General features: G+C 30.3%; 2 protein-coding genes. Both read left to right on the top strand.

Features of this window, described 5'->3' with window-relative positions; translation table 11 throughout:
• Positions 1–812 (top strand): hypothetical protein (locus OH806_RS16525; RefSeq protein ID WP_264744783.1); only part of this gene is annotated, 812 nt, incomplete at its 5' end.
• 12 nt (positions 813–824) lie between these two features.
• Entirely contained in the window at positions 825–1310 is a 486-nt protein-coding gene (locus OH806_RS16520) for a hypothetical protein (RefSeq protein ID WP_264744782.1), read from the top strand.
• The last annotated feature ends 165 nt before the right edge of the window (positions 1311–1475 follow it).

Raw genomic sequence — 1475 nt, 5'->3', positions numbered from 1 at the left:
CAGAAAAATATGACTCTACTTCTCCATTTGCTTATGTGGTAAATAGCCCAATCTCACTGATAGACCCGGACGGAAGATGGATTGATGATGCAGGAAATATTACAGATACCTCAGGACAAACATTCTATTTTACAGAGAGAGGAATGAGCCGAATGGAAAATTTTGTAGGACAAAATAGAGATGAAGGCGGAGGCGGTGGAATGACCATTGGAGAACTCTTGGATATATTCAGTTCAGGAGTGGATTTCTCTCAATTTGATTTTTCTCAATTTATAGACGGTGCACTGAATGACGAGGAACCTGTAAACTTCTTTGGAAAAACAGGAGCTGATGCACCATTTTATCAAAAGTTTAAAGAAATGTACAAGTTTTTTAAAGGAACAGCGGGAGATGGTGTGTTTAGAGCTTATGGACATGGTGGATATGGAAATATATGGGATGGAGAAACTGCTATTTATACAGCTGAAAAATTTGATACTTTAATGAATGAACGAAATAGTAATTGGAAAAATATTGATAAAATAAAAGATGCCATTTTAATATTATATGTTTGTCGCTCCGCAACAGATTATCCCGATAAAAAAAATTATCAAACATTCGGACAAAAAGTATCATTAGCTCACCCAAATCTTACTGTAATAGCATTTGATGAATATGTAACTTATGATAATTCTGTTAAGGGAATAAAGAATGTCAATAGAAAGGAAAATTCAGGAGATGGGTTAGGATCAATAATTTTTTATCAAAATGGAGAGATTTTAAAAAGACAAGCATATAAAGAGTTTTTAAAAAAATATCCTAATTTTCAATAAATCGAAACTGAAATGAAAAAAATAATATCATTCTCATTAATACTTTTATTATTTAATTGTTCTAAAAAAGAAGAACAAAAAAAAAGTAAGACAACAAAAGATACAATTCCTAAGACTACATTTGTAACGTTTGATTTTCATGATAAAGAATTACAAGAAAATCTAAATAAAGCAATTACAAAAGGTGATACAATAGCATATATAAGAAGTTACAAGAAATATAGTATTAATGGTAGAGATAAAGAATTCCTTTATTATGCAATTTTAATGGCGGAGAAAAATAATTATAAGAAGGCATATTATGATATTTCATTAATTTTATCACTTCCCCCTACAGATTCATTAAAGGGAAAGTTTAAATCTAATAGCAAGTTTAGGGATTATTCATTTTATAAATCTTATGAAATGGGTGATGAAGCAGCAAAAGAAGATATAAAATATATGTTTACAGAAAAAAATGAGATAATTCCAAAGTCTTCATCAATATATTGTAAATAATAGTACCCACTCCCCGCTGTGCAAAGTCTGTGACTTTGAGCGAGTAACAATAAAAAACCACTGCTCTCGCAGTGGTTTTTTTTGTTTTTATAATGCAGCAATATTTTTAAGTTTGGCGGCTTTAATAAAAGCATCGATAGTTGCAAAAATATGAGCTTTGGTATC

It is taken from the genome of Chryseobacterium oryctis, assembly GCF_025971925.1.
Classification (GTDB): Bacteria; Bacteroidota; Bacteroidia; order Flavobacteriales; family Weeksellaceae; genus Chryseobacterium; species Chryseobacterium oryctis.
This window is presented reverse-complemented; position numbering and strand designations above follow the sequence as displayed.

Bases quoted from the DNA above. Each gene is read 5' to 3' on its own strand.
- OH806_RS16520 (WP_264744782.1), top strand. From the start codon at position 825: ATGAAAAAAATAATATCATTCTCATTAATACTTTTATTATTTAATTGT.